The sequence below is a fragment of the Microbacterium sp. GW823-FHT02G05 genome (assembly GCF_058797175.1).
Genome location: NZ_JBXAJK010000002.1, coordinates 531,090 through 548,064 on the forward strand (window position 1 = coordinate 531,090; position 16,975 = coordinate 548,064).

Below are 16,975 nucleotides of genomic sequence, written 5' to 3' on the forward strand. Positions count from 1 at the left end.
TTACCCACGCGAATCTGAATCCTCCATGGGAATCGTCATCGAACGGCCAGAAGCACGTCGATCGTGGCATCAAGCAGGGCATCGACCTGCTCTTCACGATAGCCGCCGCGCTGCATGCGGAATGCCGTCGAACGCACTTGCTCCACCGTGAGTGTCTGCCCATCACGCAAGAAGCGAACGATCTTCTCCGCCACATGATCGACTTCGTCGATCCGGTACCCGAAGGTCAGCGGGCCCGAGCGGGCGAAGCGCTTCTTCTTCGGTCGGGCGAGGTGATCCAGGATCAGCTGCGCCTCACCGCGGGCGCGATCCACCCAAATCCCGGCACCGGCCCGGGCAACGGCCGCAGCCCGCTCCCGCTGCGCGAAGGCGTCCTCGACGCGCGCGAGGGCCGCGTCCACGTCGGAGATGCGATAGCCGCCCCTCACCAGGGGGAAAGACGCCTGTCGCACCCCGGCGGAATTGAGCGGGGCACCCTCGCCGTCGAAGCTGGACTTCGCGCGACGAAGGAAAACGTCCACCGCTGCGCGCTGGTAGCCCTTCTCCCGCCCCTCCGTCACAGGAAAGGGCACGGAAGCCGCACGGCTGTTCGAGTCAGTCATGGTCACGATACCGCCAGAGGAGAAAGGACAGCGTACAGAGTGAGCGCCGCAACGGCGGAGGGCAGAATGCTGTCGAGTCGGTCCAGGAATCCGCCGTGGCCAGGAAGCCAGGAACTCATGTCCTTGATTCCGAGGTCGCGCTTGAGCATCGACTCGCCGAGATCACCGAGCGTCGCGGTGCCGACGAGCACCGCCCCGAAGACGAGCCCCGCCCACCACGGCAAGCCCAGCAGGAACATCGCCAGCAGCACACCGGCCAGAAGCGAGAAGAGCACCGCACCGGCGAAGCCTTCCCAGGTCTTCTTCGGGCTGATCTTCGGAGCCATCGGATGCTTGCCGAAGAGCAGGCCGGACGCATAGGCCCCTGTGTCAGCCACGACGACCACGACGATGAACGAGAGCACCCACCATTCGCCGCCATCCTGCCGCAGCAGGATGAGCGTGATGCCGGCGAGGAAAGGAACATAGACCTGCACGAACCCGCTGACGAGCGCATCGGTGAGCACATCGCCATAGGTACGGCCGTCACGCGCGATCATCTGCGCCAGCAGACGCCAGATGATCACGAGGGCGATTGCGAAGAACAGCGTGACCCAGGTCAGCCACAGCTCCGCGAAATACGCCGCGAAGACGAGGAGCGCGCCGGCGATCTGCTGCGGGACGACATCGATGCGACGCCCGCCCGCGCGCAGTGCTCGCGACAGCTCGAAGATCGCGAGCTGCGATCCGGCCACCGCGAAGAACAGGAACGCCCACTTCACGAAGATCAACGACACCAGCAGAAGTCCGCCGATGAGCAGACCGATCAGGGTCGCGAGGATCAGATCGCGACCCGTTCGGGCCTTGATCCGCTCATTGGCCTGATCCAGCTGATCGCGCGCATGAGACACGTGCGTGCCGATCTCGTCCCGCGCAGCGCGCCACTGCGCATGCAGTGCGTCTTCGCGGGGCGCCTCGTCATCGGGGTGCGTGGACATGTACCGTCACACCTCGAGGAGTTCTGCCTCTTTGCGCTTCAGCGCCTCGTCGATGAGATCGACGTGCTGACGGGTCAGAGCGTCGAGCTCCTTCTCGCCACGCGCGATCTCGTCTTCACCGAGCTCGCTCTTGAGGGCGTCCAGCTCGTCCTTTACCTTGCGGCGGATGCCACGGACGTGAACCTTCGCGTCCTCGCCCTTCGACTTCACGAGCTTGACGTACTCCTTGCGACGGTCGGCCGTCAGCTCGGGCATCGTGACGCGGATGAGATTGCCGTCGTTGGTCGGGTTCGCGCCCAGGTTCGGCATGTCGCGGATCGCCTGCTCGACGGCCTTCAGCGCCGACTTGTCGTACGGCGTGATGATGAGCGTGCGCGCCTCCTGGTTGGCCAGCGAAGCCAGCTGACCAATCGGCGTCGGGGTGCCGTAGTAGTCGACGAGGACCTTCTGGAAAAGCTGGGGGTTCGCGCGCCCTGTGCGCACGGTGGCGAAGTCTTCCTTCGCCGCCTCGACTGCGCGGTTCATACGAGCGGTGGTGTCTGCAAGGACGTCCGCGATCACGGTGACTCCTATCGTCAGGATGTTCTGAATAGTCTAGTCGGGCGACCCTGTCGCCCCGGTGTGCGAGCGCGTCGCTCAGGCGGTGACGAGGGTGCCGATCGGCTCCCCCAGCAGCGCGCGCGTGATGTTGCCGGCGGGCTCCATGCCGAACACACGCATGTTCATGCCGTTGTCCATGCAGAGGCTGAACGCCGTCGAGTCGACGACCTTGAGACCACTCTGCAGCGCTTCACGGTAGGTCACGGTGTCGATGCGCGTGGCAGAGGCATCCTTGTTCGGATCTGCCGTGTAGATGGCGTCGACGCCGTTCTTGGCGACGAGCACCTCGTGCGCGCTGATCTCCAGCGCACGCTGTGCGGCGACCGTGTCGGTCGAGAAGTACGGCAGCCCCGCTCCCGCACCGAAGATCACGACACGGCCCTTCTCCATGTGGCGCTCCGCGCGCAGCGGGATGTAGGGCTCTGCGACCTGCGTCATGGCGATCGCCGACTGCACGCGAGGCTCTGCACCCGCCTGCTCGAGGAAGTCCTGCAGTGCGAGAGCGTTCATGACGGTGCCCAGCATGCCCATGTAGTCCGCACGACCGCGGTCCATGCCACGCTGGCTGAGCTCAGCACCGCGGAAGAAGTTGCCACCACCCACGACGACGGCAATCTCGACCTGGTCGGTGGCTGCCGCGATCTCGCGGGCGATCTGGCTGACGATGTCGGGGTTCACACCCAGCTGTCCACCGCCGAAAGCCTCACCGGAGAGCTTGAGGACGACGCGGCGCCGCTCTGTGGTCTTCGTCATGGTTGTGTTCCTCTCGTCGCAATAAAAATACCGTGCTGTGCGCACGAAGAAGGGGTTCGGATCAGAAAGATCCGAACCCCTTCGTGTGAGCTACGCGCCGACCTTGAAGCGCGCGAAGTCTGTCACGGTGATACCGGCGTCCTTCGCGACCTGGGCGACAGAGAGCTTGTTGTCCTTGGCGTAGTCCTGCTCGAGGAGCGAGACCTGCTTGACGAACGCTGCGACACGACCCTCGACGATCTTCGGGAGAGCCGCTTCCGGCTTGCCCTCGTTGCGAGAGATCTCGGTGACGATCTCGCGCTCCTTCTCGATCTCTGCTGCGGGGACATCCTCGCGGCTGAGGTAGGTGGGGTTCGCGAACGAGATGTGCTGCGCGATGCTGCGAGCGGTCTCGGCGTCATCACCCGAGTAAGCGACGACGACACCGATCTGCGGCGGCAGGTCCTTGCTGGTGCGGTGCAGGTACACCGAGAGGTTGTCACCGGTGACGGTGCGCACGCGACGCAGCTCCACCTTCTCGCCGATGATGGCGGCCTCTTCGGAGATGAGCTGCGCGACGGTCTGCTCGCCCGCGGGAGCGGCCAGAGCGGCCTCGGCCGAATCGGCCTTGGCAGCGGCGACAGCGTCGGCGACCTTGTCTGCGAGCGCACCGAAGCGCTCGTTCTTCGCGACGAAGTCGGTCTCGCAGGCGAGCTCGATGATCGTCACAGCGCCATCCTGCTCACGAGCAGCAATCAGGCCCTCGCTGGTGGAACGGTCAGCGCGCTTGGCGTTGCCCTTCGCACCCTTGAGGCGCAGGATCTCGACAGCCTTCTGGAGGTCGCCTTCCGCCTCTTCGAGAGCGTTCTTGGTGTCAACCATTCCCGTGCCGAGCTGCTCACGCAGAGCCTTGATGTCGGCGATGTTGAAGTTGGCCATGTGTGGTGGCTCCTTGCTTCGTTTCGTTGTGCGTGTGGGTGGGATTACTTGGCGTCCGCTGCGACCTCGGCCTCAGCGGCCGGTGCCTCCGCAGCCTCGGCGGGAGCCTCAGCGGCCTCGGCCGGAGCCTCAGCGGCCTCGGCCGGAGCCTCAGCGGCCTCGGCCGGAGCCTCGGTCGATGCCTGAAGCAGTTCTGCTTCCCACTCCGCGAGCGGCTCAGCGTCGCCAGCCGGGTTGTGCTTCTCCTGAAGACCCTCAGCGGCAGCGTCAGCGATGATGCGCGTCAGCAGCGAGACCGAGCGGATCGCGTCGTCGTTGCCGGGGATCGGGTACTGGAAGTCGTCCGGGTCGGCGTTCGTGTCGAGGATGCCGATGACGGGGATGCCGAGCTTCTTGGCCTCGTCGATTGCAAGGTGCTCACGCTTGGCGTCGACGACCCACAGAGCCGAAGGGGTCTTCGTGAGGTTGCGGATACCGCCGAGCGACTTGTGCAGCTTGTCGAGCTCGCGCTTCTTGAGCAGCAGCTCCTTCTTGGTGAACGGCGACGACGCGGGGTCGTCGAAGTTCAGCTCTTCGAGCTCCTTCATGCGTGCGAGACGCTTGGAGACCGTCGAGAAGTTGGTGAGGAGGCCGCCGAGCCAGCGCTGGTTGACGTAGGGCTGTCCGACGCGCGTCGCCTGCTCTGCGAGAACTTCCTGCGCCTGCTTCTTGGTGCCGACGAAGAGGATCGTGCCACCGTGGGCGACGGTCTCCTTGACGAAGTCGTACGCCTTGTCGATGTAGCCGAGCGACTGCTGCAGGTCGATGATGTGGATTCCGCTGCGCTCGGTGAGGATGAAGCGCTTGCCCTTCGGGTTCCAGCGACGGGTCTGGTGTCCGAAGTGAACGCCGCTGTCGAGCAGCTGGCGGATGGTAACGACGGCCATGGTCGTTCTCCTTGTCTGTGGCGCGGTGCGCCGTAGGGTTGTCACGTCGATCGGTTGATCGTTCGTCCTGGTGCCCGACGCACTCCCGCCCTGGAAAGGGACCGCTGGGAGATGATCGCCACGTAAACGCTGTGGGCACGCGTAGTCACCTCGAAGTCGAGATGCGGTGACAAGTGTATCAGTGCGAGGCCCGCTCTCCGCGCACGCGCTTCCTGCACAGCCGCGGGATTCACGGGGGTTGCGCACGAGTCGCGCGGATGCGAACCGTGGGCACCTGCGGGGACGAGAGCATCCTCTGCATGCCCTCACTCGTCCGGCGCCATCGCCTGCTGTCCGTCACGCTTCTGGTGACCGCGATCGCCCTCGCGTTCTCCCCGCACGCGACCGCCACCCCTGCCGAAATACCGCGCATACCGGAGGAGTTCGACCGCGACTGGTCCTGGCCCCTCCTCGGAGCGCGCGTCGTCGTCGAGCCGTTTCGCGCACCCGCGCACGCGTACGGGCCCGGACACCGCGGCATCGACATCGCACCGGGCACCGATGCCGCGGTGCATGCACCTGCCGACGGGGTCGTGGCGTTTCGCGGCGTCGTCGTAGACCGGGCCGTGCTCACGATCGACCACGGCAACGGGCTCGTGTCCTCGTTCGAGCCGATCCTGAGCACCGTGAGCGTGGGGACGGTCGTCAGCGAAGGCGAGCAACTGGGGACGATCGATGTCGGCGGTCATGCCCCTGCCGGTGCGCTGCACGTGGGTGTGCGCAGTGACGGCGTCTATGTGAATCCGATGCTGTTGTTCGGTGGCGTCCCGCGCGCGATCCTGCTTCCCTGCGGATCGGAAGGGTGCTGAGCTTCGGCGGGGAAGTCCTCAGGCCCGAGGGTGGGCGAGCTTGTAGGCGGCGGCGATGCGCTCCGCGGAGACGTGCGTGTAGATCTGGGTCGTTCCGAGGCTCGCATGGCCGAGCATCTCCTGCACGGCTCGCAGGTCGGCGCCTCCGTCGAGCAGGTGCGTGGCCGCAGAGTGACGGAGCGCATGCGGTCCCACTGCTTCGGCGCCGATCCGCGGGCCGAGCGTGCGCGCGACCAGCTCATACACCGCCCGCGGTCCCAGTTCGCCTCCGCGCACACCGCGGAAGATCGCCGCGCTCGGACGCGCAGTGCGCGCCATCAGTGCGGGCCGGCCGCGGCGAAGGTAGGCGTCGAGGGCCTCCCGTGCGGGGCGCCCGAAGGGAACGACGCGCTCTTTCCCGCCTTTGCCCAGCACACGGGCGGTTGAACGATCGAGATCGAGGTCGTCGACGTCGAGACCGCAGAGTTCGGAGACGCGGATACCCGAGGCGTAGAGCAATTCCAGAATCGCGTGGTCGCGCAGTGCGATCGCATCACCCTGGGCTGCGTTTTCCCTCATCTCAGCGAGGAGGTCGCCGAGAGCGTCGGCGGTGGCCACCCGGGGTAGGGTGCGCGGACGTTTCGGTGACACGAGTCGGATACTCGGATCCACCTCGATCAGTTTCTCGTCGTGCGCCCAGGCGAAGAAGGAACGCGCGGTCGCCGAACGACGAGCGAGCGTCGCCCGGGCATCTCCTCGTTGTGTGGCCTGCCAGAGCCAGTCGCGCAACTCTTCCAGTCCGATCTCCGCGACCGGAAGATCCCCCATCGTCGCGCCCAGGTCGGCGAGATCTGAGCGGTACGCGCGCACGGTCGCCGGTGAAAGACGACGCACCTGCGCGAGATGGGTCGTGAAGCGGACGGATGCTTCCGAGAGTCGCACCCTTCCAGGATGCCGTGCCGGCTACACCCGCCGCCACCCGCCCGCGCCACGCTGCACCGTGCCCTCCAGCGCCAGAAGCCCGAGCAGTGCCTCCACGCGCTCGATCGAGAGCCCCGATCTTCGAGCAAGATCCAGCGGCTCGCGCGGAGCGCGCGCGCTGAGCGCGTCGCCGAGACGCACAAGCTCCGCGTCGTGCGGTCCGCGCGGTGGCACCGACGCTGCCTCTCCGAGCCCGTGCGACAGTCCCATCAGCTCCACGACATCGTTGACCGAGGTCACACATCGCGCGTCGTACTCGCGGAGCAGGCGGTGACAGCCCATCGAGGCCGCACTCGTGATGGATCCTGGCACCGCGCCTAGCGGTCGCCCCAACGAGGCGGCGTGCCCTGCGGTATTCAACGAGCCGCTGCGCGCTCCCGCCTCGACGACCACAGTCGCACGCGCCGCCGCCGCGATCAGCCTGTTGCGCGCGAGAAAGCGCCACTTGGTGGGCGCGGTGCCACAGGGAACCTCGCTGAGGACAGCACCCGAACCTGCGATGCTCTGCAGCAGTTGCGCGTGCCCGGCGGGATACGCGCGATCCACTCCTCCCGCCAGGAAAGCGATGGTCTCTCCCCCGGCGCGCAGCACCGCCCGGTGCGCAGCACCGTCGATGCCATAGGCCCCGCCCGAGATGACGAGGAAGCCGCGATCGGTCAGCCCGCCAGCGAAGTCGGCAGCGACATGCTCGCCGTACGCGGTCGCCGCACGCGCGCCGACGATCGCGACGGCACCGTGCGCACGCCCAAGCGCGCCCGCGTCCCCCCGCGCCCACAGCACGTGCGGCGCGTGGCCATCAAGGTCATCGAGCCCCGCCGGCCATGCGGCGTCTCCCGGCAGCAGCAGCTGGGCTCGGCATCGCAACGCCGCCTCCATGGACGCGCGGATCAGCGCCGTGTCCCATCGCGGGAGCCAGCGCTTCCGGCCATCTCGCAAAGCGCGATGGTGCTCCACATCCGCGTCCGCGCCGAATGCCAGTTGCAACGCCTCCAGCGGACCGAACTGCGCGACCAGTGCTCCCGCGGTGCCGTCACCGGGCTCGGTGAGGACGCCCCAGATCACCCGTGCGATGAGGTCGTCGAGCGGACGATCGGAGCGCAGCGCGGCTGCTGCACGACGAACATCGTCGTCGTGCAGGACCGCCTGCGGCGCGGGGGTCACAGAACGAGTCCCTTCTTGAGGAAGAGCGCACGACCGACATGCTCAATCGCCGGCATCGTTTCGCCGTCAAGGTCGGCGAGCGTCCACGCCAGTCGCAGAACGCGGTCGTATCCACGCAGTGTGAGCGACCCACGCTGCAGCGCAAGGTCCAGTGCCGCCCGGGTGTGACGGTCGAGTCGGTACTCCCCCTGACGGAGCCAGGATCCGGGGATCTCCGCATTCAGGCGCCAGGGTGTCCCTGCCCACCGTTCACGCGCTCGGGAGCGGGCGAGCCGGACACGATCCTGCGCCTCGGCCGTGCTCACCACTCCCTGGCCGAGCTCCGGCGCATGGATCGAGGTCACCCGCGTCACGTGCACCTCGATGTCGAGGCGGTCGCGGAGCGGACCGGAGAGCCGAGCGGCGTACCGCCGGATCGCGGACGGCGGACAGATGCACTCTTCCCCCGCGACGCCGTAGAGACCGCAGGGACAGGGGTTGGTTGCGAGAATCAACTGGAAGCGGGCAGGAAACGCCGCGATGAAACCCGCTCGGTGGATCTCGATCGTCCCCGATTCGAGGGGCTGACGCAGCGCGTCCAATGCCACACCGGAGAACTCCGCCGCCTCATCGAGGAACAGAATCCCCCTGTGCGCCCGCACGATCGCGCCGGGCCGGGCCTGGCGCGTGCCGCCGCCGACGAGTGCGGCGAGAGATGCGCCGTGGTGCGGCGCGACGAACGGTGCCTCTCGTCCCAGCGTCTGAATCGGCTCACCCGCGAGCGAACGCACGGCCGCCACCTCGAGCGCCTCCTCCTCATCGAGCTCCGGCAGGATTCCGGGCAGACGGCGCGCCAGCATCGTCTTACCGGCCCCCGGCGGGCCGCTCAGCAGCATGTTGTGACCGCCGGCTGCCGCGACCAGCAGCGCCGACACCGCCTCAGGTTGGCCGACGACCTCACTCAGATCGGGTGGCGCCGCCGCAGGAGCGCGCATCTCGGCAAGGCGGATCGGCTCGACATCCGGGACGTCGACCTCGGCGCCGTGAAAGGCCGCGACCTCGCCAAGGCATCCGTACCCGCGCACGTCGATCCCACTGACCAGCTCGGCTTCGCGCATGTTCGCGTGCGGCACGATCACGCGCCCGAATCCGGCGTCCCGTGCCGCGCGCACGGCAGGTAGAACACCGGACACCGGACGCAGGCGCCCATCCAAGCCCAGCTCGCCGATGTGCACCGTGCGAGCGACGGAGGCCGCATCCATCGCTCCCTCGGTCGACAGCGCGGCGACCGCGATCGCGAGATCGAACGCAGAACCGTGCTTGGGCAGACTCGCAGGTGACAGGTTGACCGTGAGTCGCCGATGCGGAAGCTCGATCCCGCTGTTCTTACACGCGTTGTGGACGCGACTCACCGCCTCGCTCAGTGCGCGATCAGCGAGACCCACCAGGGAGAATCCCGGCGTTTGATTAGAGAGATCGGCTTCGACTTCGACGAGGTGCCCTGCGATCCCGGAGAAGGCGACCGCCCAGGTGCGGGCCGTGGTCATCGAAGATCCTCAAGGTGCTCGATCGTTCCGCGTGCAGGGTCCGCGCCGATGATCCCGATCACGCCCAATCGCAATGGTCGGGCGCCACCGCCCGGGTTCGTCCCTGCCCAGGCGTAGGCGAGACGCCACATCCGTTCCCGTTTGCGTGCGTCGATCGCGTCGAAGGGGTGACCGAAGGCGGTGCTCGTCCGTGTCTTGACCTCGATGAAGGTCACGACACCATCGCGCGTCGCGATGATGTCGATCTCGCCCTGCGCGCACCGCCAGTTGCGCTCGACGATGCGGTAGCCCCGCGCCGTCAGATAGGAGGCCGCGCGGTCTTCTCCTGCGCGACCCAAGTCGTCTTTCCGTGCCATGCCACCACGCTCGCGGGGCGGCGCACGGTAGAAATCGGCGAAGGCGAGAATGCTGGAGAATCCAGGTTCACGCCCGGATGTGCAGAACTCGCGTCAGCGGTTCACTCGCCGTCGAGCGACAGCTCCTGCGGGAGCTCGAACTCGCGGCGCGAGAGCTCCTCGACGTTGACGTCCTTGAACGTCAGCACACGCACCGACTTCACGAATCGATCAGCGCGGTAGATGTCCCACACCCAGACATCCGTCATCGCGACTTCGAAGTAGAAGTCGTGCTCGGTGTCGCGGCGCACGACGTTGACCTCGTTCGCGAGGTAGAAGCGGCGCTCGGTCTCGATCACGTACTGGAACTGGGAAACGACGTCGCGGTACTCGCGGTACAGCGCGAGCTCCAGCTCGCGGTCGTAGTCGTCGAAAGCTTCGTCATCCATGGTTCTTCCATCCTAGAAGACCTTTGCAGGCAACGGAGGCCGCCGCCAGGCAGGTCAGAAAAGCGTCGGGGCGTCAGCAATCGCCCAGGAGGCCCGGTGGTACGGGCTCAATCCACCGGCGCGGATCGCATCCCGGTGCTCCTGACTCGCGTAACCCTTGTTCCGGTCCCACTGATACGCCGGATGCTGCGCATGCAGTTCCTGCATGAGAGTGTCCCTGGCGACCTTCGCGATCACCGAGGCAGAAGACACCGACGCGCAGTCGCGGTCGCCCTTGACAATGGAGCGCACGGTGAGCCGTTCGGGGTGCACGGCGGAGACATAGTCGTGGTTTCCGTCGAGGATGATCAGCGTCGTGCTCAGGTCGACCCCTGACGCGCTCACCGCGAGAATCGCACGCGATGCAGCGAGCCCGAGCGCGCGCATGATGCCGACCTGATCGATCTCAGCGGCCGAGGACCAGCCGATGCCGCTGCCCTGCACCCACGCCTGAGCACGTGCGGCGACGTCAGGGCGACGCTTCTCCGTGACGAGCTTCGAGTCGCGCAGACCCTCCGGAACGCGGCGGCGTGCGCCGGCAGCATCCATCAGCGCAGCGCCCACGGCAACCGGCCCTGCCAGCGCACCGCGCCCCACCTCATCGAGTGCGATGATCGTCGTGTACTCGCGGAGCAGCCGACGTTCCAACGTCAGCGTGGGGCTGACCACGGCCATCATTCCGGATCCTGCACGCCGTTGAAGACGGAGTGATGTCCGTCGATGCCGCCGATGCGCTCGAATGGCCACGTGATGATGAAGGCGCGTCCGACGACGTTCGGCAGGGGGACGAAGCCCTCCGTGGGCTGCTCCTGGTGGAACCGGGAGTCCTGCGAGCGGTCACGATTGTCGCCGAGCACCCACACCGCATCATCCGGCACGGTGACGTCGAAGTCGACGTTGGAGGCCGCGGTGTCGCCGGGTGGCAGCTTCAGGTAGGCGGACTCGTCGATCGGCGAGCCGTTCACCGTGATCTGCCCCAGCGCGTTGCAGCAGACCACGTGATCACCGGGGAGCCCGATGACCCGCTTGACGAGATGGTCATGAGAATCCGGTGCGGCGATTCCCACGAGAGCGAGCAGCCACTCCCCTGCCTCCACGAGCGGCGGGCGCGGCGGAACCTGCGGCGCCGGCGGCAGCCATCCGCCCGGATCCTTGAACACGACGACGTCGCCGCGCTCGTATCCGGTCCATCGAGGGGTGAGCTCATCGACGAGGATGCGATCCTTCACGAGGAGGGTGTCCTCCATCGAGCTCGACGGAATGAAGAAGCTGCGCACGACGAACGTCTTGACCAGGAACGACACCAGCACGGCGATCACGACGATCACCAGGATGTCCCGGAGGAAGACGAGCCACCCTCGATGCGAGGCCTTCCGGCGGAGTCTGCTCCTGGTGGCGGCATTCTCGTGTGTCATCGACGTCCTTCAGGGGGAAAACTGCCGTCCGCACGACGACACCTCCCAGGTTCGCATATCTTCCCGAAAACACAGCACCCCGAGACATCGTGTCCCGGGGTGCTGGAAGAGTCTGCGACTTAGCGGTCGCGCTTCTCCTTGATCTTGGCCTTCTTGCCACGGAGGTTGCGCAGGTAGTAGAGCTTCGCGCGACGAACGTCACCACGGGTGACGACCTCGATGTGGTCGATCACCGGGCTGTGCACGGGGAACATACGCTCCACGCCCACCTGGAAGCTGATCTTGCGGACCGTGAAGGTCTCGCGAACGCCATCGCCCTGGCGGCCGATGACAACACCCTGGAACACCTGGATACGCGAACGCGAACCTTCGGTGATGTTCACGTGCACCTTGACGGTGTCGCCGGGGAAGAACTCGGGAATGTCGGAACGGAGCGAAGCCGCGTCAACGACGTCGAGGATCTGCATGATCGTCTCTCTCTGCACTCGCCACAGGTCGGATGCATGGGTAAGGATTGGTACGTGGAGTGTGCTGTACGGCGCAAGTGCGTCCGCGGGCTCCCCTGAGGCAGAGCCGGATCACGGCACAAACAGCTATTCTGCCACGAATCCTCAGACCGCACCAAAACGGTGCTTTGCTCCGGCTACGGCGATGGCCGGGACGGGTTCTGCGGGTCCTCCCGCACCTCCGTGATCACGTACACATCGTGACTCTGCGCGCGGTTGCCCGTCGGCGCCGGGCGCTCGCCTGCGGCGGGCCCGAAGGGCGACTGCGATCCGGACGGAGGCACCCAGGCGGTCTCCGTGATGACGACGCTTCCTCGTCCGCGGGCGTCATTCCACAGCTGCGCGAGCGAAGACCAGAACAGGGTGAGGAACACGACGATCGCGCCCGCCAAAGCCCACCCGAACCAGCCCTGCGGAAAGCACCCGACCGCGATGATGAGTGCATGCCACACTGCGAACCCGAGCACGTCAAGCCAGGACACCGCGCGCTCTGCGCGCACTGACGGGCGTGCACGCACGAGAAGCGTCAGCACGATCTGTCCGATGAGCACCGATGGCACCGCCATCAGCAGCACCCAGACGAATGCCCAGCCACCGGCCTGGAAGATCCCCCAGCCGATGAACAGCCACAGCGGCAGCACCGCAGCCGCCGGGAAGAGCCAGCGGAAGAACGCCTTTCGCAACCACATACCGCGATGTTACGACGCTGAGGTTCCCGCCGGGCAGGAGTTCGCTGTGAGCATCCTTCGAGCGCGCATCAGGGAGAATAGAGCAGACGAGAGGATTTCCCTGATGATCGAACTGCGCACCCCTGCCGAGATCGAAGAGATGCGTGCGGCCGGACGCTTCGTGGCCGAGACCTTGGCCACCCTGCGCGACGAGACCAAGGTGGGCACGAACCTCCTCTCCATCGACCGGCGCGCGCACGAGATGATCCGCAAGGCGGGCGCAGAGTCCTGCTACATCGACTATCACCCTTCTTTCGGCGCAAGCCCCTTCGGCAAGGTCATCTGCACCTCCGTGAACGACGCCGTACTGCACGGACTCCCCCACGACTACACCCTGCGCGACGGTGACCTCGTCACCCTGGACTTCGCGGTCTCCGTCGATGGCTGGGTCTCCGACTCCGCCGTGTCGTTCATCGTCGGCACGCCACGAGACGAGGATCTGCGCCTGATCGACACGACCGAGCGCGCTCTGGATGCGGCGATCACCGCAGCCACCGTCGGAAATCGCATCGGCGACATCTCGGCGGCCATCGCGGAGGTCTCCCACGGCGAGGGCTACTCGATCAACACCGACTTCGGCGGACATGGCGTGGGCCGCACCATGCACGGCGACCCGCACGTCGCCAACGACGGCCGCGCCGGACGCGGTTTCCCGCTGCGCGCCGGCCTCGTCCTCGCGCTCGAGCCCTGGCTGCTTGCGACGACCAACGAGCTGTTCACCGACCCGGATGGCTGGACCCTGCGCAGCGTCGACGGATCACGCGGCTCACACTCCGAGCACACCATCGCGATCACCGATGACGGACCGATCATCCTGACGGATCGCTCGTTCCTCGGGGTCAAGTAGAAGGCGCTGCGGCCTCGGCCTGCACGCGTCAGTCTGCGAGCAGGTCGGGGCGACGTCGCCGCGTGCGCTCGAGCTGCTGCTCCGCGCGCCATTTCGCGATCGCGGCATGGTTGCCGCTCAGGAGGATCGGCGGCACCTCGCGTTCACGCCAGCTCGACGGCTTCGTGTACGACGGGTACTCCAGGAGTCCGTCTTCATGCGACTCCTCGACAAGGCTCTCCGGGTTTCCGACCACCCCAGGCACCAGGCGTCCGATCGCCTCGATCATCGCCATCGACGCGACCTCTCCGCCGTTGAGCACATAGTCGCCAAGGCTGATCAGGCGCACTTCGCCGATCGTGCCGGCGTACTCGAAGACGCGCTCGTCGATGCCTTCATAGCGGCCGCAGCCGAAGATGAGATGCGAGCGCGTGGAGAGATCGCGCGCCGTCGCCTGGGTGAAGACCTCGCCGGCCGGCGACGGGAAGATGATCGTGGGTCGCGGCGCGGCAGCATCCGCCGCCTCTGTCGAGACCAGCTGGTCGAGCGCTAGCCCCCACGGCTCGGGCTTCATGACCATGCCGGCACCGCCGCCATAGGGGGTGTCATCGACCGTGCGATGCCGGTCGAACGTCCAGTCGCGAAGATCGTGGACGTGCATGTCGAGGATGCCCGACTCCCGGGCTTTGCCGAGCAGCGAGAGCGCGAGTCCGTCGAAGTACGACGGGAAGATTGAGACGACGTCGATGCGCATCGGGGCTCCTGGGATCAGTCGGAGTCGCCGGATGCCTCAGCTGCGGCGCTCGCGTCGGGGGTGTCGTCCGCCTCGGGCAGCTCTTCGAAGAGTCCGGGCGGGGGCGTCACGATCACGCGGCCGGCCGTCAGGTCGACGGTCGGAACGATCGCGGTGACGAACGGCACCATGATCTCGTTCTCGCCGACACGCACGATCAGCAGATCCTGTGCGGGGAAATGATCGACGCGTGCCACGCGCCCGATGACGACATCATCGCGAACGACGTCGAGACCGACGAGCTGGTGGTCATACCAGGCGTCATCCTCTGCCTGCTCGGTGGCGTCGTCCTGGTCGATCCAGAGGATCGCCTTGACGAGCTCTTCCGAGGCGCTGCGGTCGTCGATACCTTCAAGGAACACGACGGGGTTGCCGTTCATGACACGGTACTCGCGGACCGTGACTGTCTTGCCGTGCCACGGAGATGCCTCGGGCACCTGCAACGTGAACTCCGCACCGGGGACGAAGCGACCGGCGGGATCATCGGTGTACAGCTCGAGCTTGAGGGCGCCCTTGAGCCCATGCGCCTTGACAAGACGACCCACCCGCAGCTGGTTCTTACCACCTGCGCGTTCCTGCGCGGCCATCAGTCGTCCGCTACATCGATGCGCACGCGACGGCCGTCGGCGAGTGCCGTCAGCAACGTGCGCAATGCCTTCGCGGTGCGGCCGCCGCGCCCGATCACGCGTCCACGGTCATCGGGGTGCACACGCACCTCGAGGAGGTCGCCGCGAGGCGACGTGGAAGACGTGACATGAACGTCATCCGGGTGATCGACGATCCCCTTGACGACGTGTTCGAGCGCGGCAGCCAGCACGACGATTATTCGGCGTCTGCGGCGGGGGCCTCAGCGGCCTCCGCGTCGGCCGGAGCCTCGGCCTCAGCCGGGGCTTCCTTCTTCTCAGTCTTGGGCTTGATGACCGACTTCTTGGCTGCATCAACCGAGAACTCTGCCTTGGCCTCTGCGACCTGCAGGGTGGACTTTGCGTCCTTGTCACCCTTGAACTTGCCCCAGTCGCCCGTGATCTTGAGCAGAACGGTGACCTGCTCGGTCGGCTGAGCGCCCACCGACAGCCAGTACTGTGCACGCTCCGAGTCGACCTCGATGAACGAGGGCTGCTCGGTGGGGTGGTACTTGCCGATCTCCTCGATCACGCGACCGTCGCGCTTGGTGCGCGAGTCGGCGACAACGATGCGGTAGTAAGGCGCGCGGATCTTGCCCATGCGCTTGAGACGAATCTTGACAGCCACGATTCTCCTGAATGTGTGAACGAAGTATTGAACCGATCGCCTGGAGAGTGGGGTGCACACCCGGCGGAAGCTCTGAGGAGGATGGACATGCTGGATAGAGGGTCGAGCATGCCGTCCGACCCTCTATTCTGCCACGTTCGGCGGCGTCACGCGAAACGCGGCGCGCGCCGGCATCCGCGCAGACATTCTGCGCGCACAACCATGCGTGCCAGACTGTGCACGTGACGATCCCGTTCGCAGAATCCGCGCGCTCGACTGTCGGCATCGAGTGGGAGATCATGCTCGCCGATCCGATGACCGGAGACCTCGTCGATCGAGCCCCCCAGCTTCTGACAGCGCTCGAGGAGCAGAGTGCGGACGCACGCCATACCGTGACCGGCGAGCTCCTCACGAACACGATCGAGGTGACCAGCGGGGTCGGTGAGACCGTCGCCCAGGCGGTGGGCGATATCGCCGCGGCGATCGCGGAGGTTCGCGCGGCCACCGAACCCGCCGGCATCGCCCTGCTCTCTGCGGGGAGCCACCCCTTCGCGCAGTGGTACGACCAGCGGGTGACCGACAAGACGCGTTATCACACGCTGATCGAGCGCACCCAGTGGTGGGGGCGAAACATGATGATCTGGGGCATCCATGTCCACGTCGGCGTGGAGGACAAGCGCAAGGTGATCCCGCTGATCAACGCGCTCAGCACCTACCTGCCCCATCTGCAGGCGCTCTCGGCGTCGAGCCCGTTCTGGGCGGGCGAGCGCACCGGATACGCGTCGAATCGTGCACTCGTCTTCCAGCAGCTGCCGACGGCTGGTCTCCCCTGGCCGCTGCGCACCTGGGAGGACTTCGAGTCTTACCTCGACGACATGCAGCGGACGGGTGTCATGGCCGACGCCACGGAAGTCCGCTGGGACATCCGTCCGGCACCCCGCTGGGGCACGATCGAGGTGCGCGCGTGCGACGGGATGTCGACGCTCCACGAGCTCGCTGCGGTCGCCGCCCTCGTGCAGGTCCTCGTCGAGCACCTGTCCCGTCAGCTGGACGACGGTCACACGCTCGAGGTGCTGCCCCCCTGGTTCCACCGTGAGAACAAGTGGCGGGCGGCCCGATACGGGCTCGACGCGACCGTCATCATCGCCGCGGACGGCACACAGCGCCCGGTCCGCGAGCACCTCGGCGCTCTCGTCGGCGAACTCGCGCCGATCGCAGACGATCTGGGGTGCGGCGCCGAATTCGCATCGATCCGGACCATTCTCCAGGACGGCGCGAGCTACGCGCGCCAGCTGGCTGTGGCGGACGCCTCGGGCGATCTGCGCGCTGTCGTGCAGCATCTCATCGACGAGTTCCGCTCGGACCGACTGATCGGCGGTTGAC

General features: G+C 66.6%; 22 protein-coding genes. 3 read left to right on the top strand and 19 right to left on the bottom strand.

The genetic code is table 11. The features are described from left to right. Nucleotides 1-35: 35 nt before the first annotated feature. From AC1REM_RS12500 to rpsB, 6 genes are all read right to left on the bottom strand, one after another. Nucleotides 36-602, bottom strand: a complete 567-nt coding sequence (locus AC1REM_RS12500; protein WP_492514904.1) for a DivIVA domain-containing protein — start codon at nt 600-602, stop codon at nt 36-38. 2 nt (nt 603-604) lie between these two features. Next, nucleotides 605-1,579 (bottom strand): phosphatidate cytidylyltransferase, encoded by a 975-nt coding sequence (locus AC1REM_RS12505; protein ID WP_492514905.1) that lies wholly within the window; start codon nt 1,577-1,579, stop codon nt 605-607. Between the two features lie 6 nt (nt 1,580-1,585). Beyond that, complete coding sequence (gene frr / locus AC1REM_RS12510; protein ID WP_492514906.1) at nt 1,586-2,140, bottom strand: ribosome recycling factor; 555 nt, start codon at nt 2,138-2,140, stop codon at nt 1,586-1,588. Nucleotides 2,141-2,215: 75 nt separating this feature from the next. Further along, nucleotides 2,216-2,932: a UMP kinase gene (gene pyrH / locus AC1REM_RS12515; RefSeq protein WP_492514907.1), complete on the bottom strand. Its 717-nt coding sequence runs from the start codon at nt 2,930-2,932 to the stop codon at nt 2,216-2,218. Between the two features lie 90 nt (nt 2,933-3,022). Then, entirely contained in the window at nt 3,023-3,850 is an 828-nt protein-coding gene (gene tsf, locus AC1REM_RS12520) for a translation elongation factor Ts (RefSeq protein ID WP_492514908.1), read from the bottom strand. 44 nt (nt 3,851-3,894) lie between these two features. Beyond that, nucleotides 3,895-4,776: a 30S ribosomal protein S2 gene (gene rpsB / locus AC1REM_RS12525; RefSeq protein ID WP_492514909.1), complete on the bottom strand. Its 882-nt coding sequence runs from the start codon at nt 4,774-4,776 to the stop codon at nt 3,895-3,897. 299 nt (nt 4,777-5,075) lie between these two features. Between rpsB and AC1REM_RS12530 the strand changes: the two genes are divergently transcribed. Further along, complete coding sequence (locus AC1REM_RS12530) at nt 5,076-5,624, top strand: murein hydrolase activator EnvC family protein (RefSeq protein WP_492514910.1); 549 nt, start codon at nt 5,076-5,078, stop codon at nt 5,622-5,624. Nucleotides 5,625-5,642: 18 nt separating this feature from the next. On the opposite strand, the gene AC1REM_RS12535 is transcribed toward AC1REM_RS12530, so the two are convergent. From AC1REM_RS12535 to AC1REM_RS12575, 9 genes are all read right to left on the bottom strand, one after another. Continuing rightward, complete coding sequence (locus AC1REM_RS12535) at nt 5,643-6,545, bottom strand: tyrosine recombinase XerC (protein ID WP_492514911.1); 903 nt, start codon at nt 6,543-6,545, stop codon at nt 5,643-5,645. A 21-nt stretch (nt 6,546-6,566) separates the two neighbouring features. Further along, complete coding sequence (gene dprA / locus AC1REM_RS12540) at nt 6,567-7,745, bottom strand: DNA-processing protein DprA (RefSeq protein ID WP_492514912.1); 1,179 nt, start codon at nt 7,743-7,745, stop codon at nt 6,567-6,569. Further along, the gene (locus AC1REM_RS12545; RefSeq protein WP_492514913.1) at nt 7,742-9,271 is read right to left on the bottom strand and encodes a YifB family Mg chelatase-like AAA ATPase; all 1,530 of its coding nucleotides are present in this window, start codon (nt 9,269-9,271) and stop codon (nt 7,742-7,744) included. The genes dprA and AC1REM_RS12545 overlap by 4 nt, the downstream gene beginning before the upstream one ends. Next, nucleotides 9,268-9,627 (bottom strand): YraN family protein, encoded by a 360-nt coding sequence (locus tag AC1REM_RS12550; protein ID WP_492514914.1) that lies wholly within the window; start codon nt 9,625-9,627, stop codon nt 9,268-9,270. Before AC1REM_RS12550 ends, AC1REM_RS12545 begins: the two co-directional genes overlap by 4 nt. Before the next feature lie 101 nt (nt 9,628-9,728). Then, nucleotides 9,729-10,055 carry a DUF2469 family protein gene (locus AC1REM_RS12555; protein ID WP_204937459.1) on the bottom strand — a complete coding sequence of 109 codons (327 nt, stop codon included), beginning with the start codon at nt 10,053-10,055 and terminating at the stop codon, nt 9,729-9,731. A gap of 54 nt (nt 10,056-10,109) precedes the next feature. After that, nucleotides 10,110-10,769: a ribonuclease HII gene (gene rnhB / locus AC1REM_RS12560; protein ID WP_492515489.1), complete on the bottom strand. Its 660-nt coding sequence runs from the start codon at nt 10,767-10,769 to the stop codon at nt 10,110-10,112. Then, a complete protein-coding gene (lepB, locus tag AC1REM_RS12565; protein ID WP_204937460.1) occupies nt 10,769-11,509 on the bottom strand; it encodes a signal peptidase I in 741 nt (246 codons plus the stop codon). Before lepB ends, rnhB begins: the two co-directional genes overlap by 1 nt. Before the next feature lie 119 nt (nt 11,510-11,628). Then, the gene (gene rplS, locus AC1REM_RS12570; protein WP_204937461.1) at nt 11,629-11,976 is read right to left on the bottom strand and encodes a 50S ribosomal protein L19; all 348 of its coding nucleotides are present in this window, start codon (nt 11,974-11,976) and stop codon (nt 11,629-11,631) included. A 176-nt stretch (nt 11,977-12,152) separates the two neighbouring features. Next, nucleotides 12,153-12,704, bottom strand: coding sequence for an MFS transporter permease (locus tag AC1REM_RS12575; RefSeq protein ID WP_492514915.1), 552 nt, complete (start codon nt 12,702-12,704; stop codon nt 12,153-12,155). A 103-nt stretch (nt 12,705-12,807) separates the two neighbouring features. Between AC1REM_RS12575 and map the strand changes: the two genes are divergently transcribed. After that, entirely contained in the window at nt 12,808-13,590 is a 783-nt protein-coding gene (gene map, locus AC1REM_RS12580) for a type I methionyl aminopeptidase (RefSeq protein ID WP_492514916.1), read from the top strand. Nucleotides 13,591-13,618: 28 nt separating this feature from the next. Here map and trmD read toward each other — a convergent pair whose 3' ends face one another. Genes trmD through rpsP form a run of 4 tightly spaced genes read right to left on the bottom strand, consistent with a single transcriptional unit; the run spans nt 13,619 to nt 15,613 of the window. Further along, on the bottom strand, nt 13,619-14,323 hold the full coding sequence (gene trmD, locus AC1REM_RS12585; RefSeq protein ID WP_492514917.1) for a tRNA (guanosine(37)-N1)-methyltransferase TrmD: 705 nt from the start codon (nt 14,321-14,323) through the stop codon (nt 13,619-13,621). Between the two features lie 14 nt (nt 14,324-14,337). After that, entirely contained in the window at nt 14,338-14,949 is a 612-nt protein-coding gene (rimM, locus tag AC1REM_RS12590) for a ribosome maturation factor RimM (protein WP_492514918.1), read from the bottom strand. After that, nucleotides 14,949-15,179, bottom strand: a complete 231-nt coding sequence (locus AC1REM_RS12595; protein ID WP_492514919.1) for an RNA-binding protein — start codon at nt 15,177-15,179, stop codon at nt 14,949-14,951. Before AC1REM_RS12595 ends, rimM begins: the two co-directional genes overlap by 1 nt. Nucleotides 15,180-15,184: 5 nt before the next feature. Next, nucleotides 15,185-15,613: a 30S ribosomal protein S16 gene (gene rpsP, locus AC1REM_RS12600; protein ID WP_492514920.1), complete on the bottom strand. Its 429-nt coding sequence runs from the start codon at nt 15,611-15,613 to the stop codon at nt 15,185-15,187. 221 nt (nt 15,614-15,834) lie between these two features. On the opposite strand from rpsP, the gene AC1REM_RS12605 reads away from it, so the two are divergent. Further along, complete coding sequence (locus tag AC1REM_RS12605) at nt 15,835-16,974, top strand: glutamate--cysteine ligase (RefSeq protein ID WP_492514921.1); 1,140 nt, start codon at nt 15,835-15,837, stop codon at nt 16,972-16,974. Nucleotide 16,975: the final 1 nt, after the last annotated feature.